The sequence below is a fragment of the Variovorax sp. P4_D9 genome, from assembly GCF_056401695.1.
On record NZ_JBFUIU010001161.1, the window covers coordinates 1 to 2,204 of the forward strand.

The 2,204-nt window shown below is 66.9% G+C and carries 2 protein-coding genes and 1 pseudogene; all 3 read right to left on the minus strand.

Translation table 11 applies throughout. The features are described from left to right. Positions 1–6: 6 nt before the first annotated feature. Entirely contained in the window at positions 7–906 is a 900-nt protein-coding gene (pstA, locus tag AC1DY5_RS52380; RefSeq protein ID WP_478122141.1) for a phosphate ABC transporter permease PstA, read from the minus strand. Further along, complete coding sequence (gene pstC, locus AC1DY5_RS52385) at positions 903–1,973, minus strand: phosphate ABC transporter permease subunit PstC (RefSeq protein ID WP_478122142.1); 1,071 nt, start codon at positions 1,971–1,973, stop codon at positions 903–905. Before pstC ends, pstA begins: the two co-directional genes overlap by 4 nt. Positions 1,974–1,990: 17 nt before the next feature. Then, positions 1,991–2,204 (minus strand): annotated as a pseudogene (locus AC1DY5_RS52390) (phosphate ABC transporter substrate-binding protein PstS); the annotation flags it as partial.

Below are 2,204 nucleotides of genomic sequence, written 5' to 3' on the forward strand. Positions count from 1 at the left end.
GACCTTCTACCAGGTGTTGACCGACCAGCCGGGCAAGGATGCGTGGCCGATCACCGGTGCCACCTTCATCCTGATGCACAAGGCGCAGGACAAGCCGGCCCAGGCCAGCTGCTGCCAGTTCTCGTACGGGCTCATCGCGAACTTGAAGATGGTCACCGGCAGGCTGGCCATCGGCTGCGTGACGTCGGAGGTCCAGAACTGGTTGCTGAGCGCAGTGAAGAGCAGCGGCGCGGTCTCGCCGGCGATGCGGGCCACGGCCAGCAGCACGCCCGTGACCACCCCGGCGCGCGCGGCGCGCAGCGTGATGCTGAGGATCACCTTCCACTTCGGCGTGCCCAGCGCGTAGGCCGCTTCGCGCAGGCCCGGCGGCACCAGCTGCAGCATGTTCTCGGTGGTGCGGATCACGACCGGGATCACGATCAGCGCCAGTGCCAAGGCACCGGCCAGGCCCGAGAAGGACTTGAAGTAGGCCACCACCACCGCATAGACGAACAGCCCGATCACGATCGACGGCGCCGACAGCAGGATGTCGTTGACGAAGCGGACGATGGTCGAGAGCCAGCCCTTGGGGTTGTACTCGGCCAGGTAGATGCCGGCCATGATGCCGATCGGCGTGCCGACGAAGGTGGCCATCAGCACCATCACGAGCGAGCCGAAGATCGCATTGGCGATGCCGCCGGCCTCGTTCGGCGGCGGCGTCATCTCGGTCAGCGTGCTCAGCGCCAGCCCGCCGACGCCCAGGCGCAGCGTTTCCCAAAGGATCCACACCAGCCAGAAGACGCCGAAGGCCATCGCGGCCAGCGACAGCGTCAGCGCGATGAAGTTCAGGCGCTTGCGGCCGGCGAAGCGCGCCGCGCGCGTCTCTTCCAGCGTCTTGGCGTTCAGGAGGCGTTCCGCGGTGCTCATGACTTGGTGCCCTCGCTCTTCTTCATCTGCGCCAGCAGCATCTTGGACAGCGACAGCACCACGAAGGTGATGAAGAACAGCACCAGGCCGAGGTACATCAGCGAGGCCTGGTGCAAGCCCGCGCCGGCTTCAGCGAACTCGTTGGCCAGCACCGAGGTGATGCTGTTGGCCGGCTCGAAGACCGACAGCGAATTGAGCTGGTTGGTGTTGCCGATCACGAAGGTGACCGCCATGGTCTCGCCCAGCGCCCGGCCAAGGCCGAGCATGATGCCGCCGATGACGCCGGCCTTGGTGTAGGGCAGCACCACCTTCGACACCACTTCCCAGGTGGTGGAGCCGAGGCCGTAGGCCGACTCCTTGAGCAGCGGCGGCGTGACCTCGAAGACGTCGCGCATCACCGAGGCGATGAACGGAATGATCATGATCGCCAGGATGATGCCGGCCGACAGGATGCCGATGCCCACCGGCGGTCCTGCCACCAGCGCGCCCAGGTAAGGCACGCCCTCGAACAGCTTCTGCAGCGGCTGCTGCACGTAGGTCGAGAGGATCGGGCCGAACACCAGCAGGCCCCACATGCCGTAGACGATCGACGGCACCGCCGCTAGCAATTCGATGGCCGTGCCGAGCGGCCGCTTGAGCCACGCCGGCGACATCTCGGTCAGGAACAGCGCGATGCCAAAGCTGACCGGCACCGCGATCAGCAGCGCGATCAGCGAGGTCGCCAGCGTGCCGTAGATCATCACCAAGCCGCCGTACTGGTCCTGCACCGGGTCCCAGACGCTGCTTGTCAGGAAGCCGAGGCCGAACTTCGAGATGGCGGGCCAGGCGCCGTACAACAGTGACAGCAGGATGCCGATCAGCATCGCCAGCGTCAGCAGCGCGGCGCCCTTGGCGGCCCAGCCGAACAGGCGGTCGGTGGTGGGGCCGCTGCGCGGCCGCTTGGCCGGCGGCGGACCGGCCTTGGTACGGGCGCGCTCGGCCTGGAGTTCGAGCGGCGTGGCGCCGGCGGGGAATGTGGATGACACGTGTCGCTCCGGATTCGGCGCGCGATCAAGCGGTGTGCTCATATGCGCGCCGAGGGGTCTTACTTGGCCGCGACGGGCTTGCCCGAAGCGTCCTTGATCTCGCCCCAGGCCGTGGCGATCACGCCCTTGACCTTGTCGGGCATCGGCACGTAGTCGAGATCGCCGGCGGTCTTGTCGCCGTTCTTGTAGGCCCAGTCGAAGAACTTGAGCGTGGTCGTGGCCTGGGCCGGCTTGTCCTGCGCCTTGTGCATCAGGATGAAGGTGGCACCGGTG

Excerpts from the sequence above, each read along its gene's own strand:
- pstA (WP_478122141.1), bottom strand. The coding sequence starts at position 906 with ATGAGCACCGCGGAACGCCTCCTGAACGCCAAGACGCTGGAAGAGACG.
- pstC (WP_478122142.1), bottom strand. The coding sequence starts at position 1,973 with ATGAGCACACCGCTTGATCGCGCGCCGAATCCGGAGCGACACGTGTCA.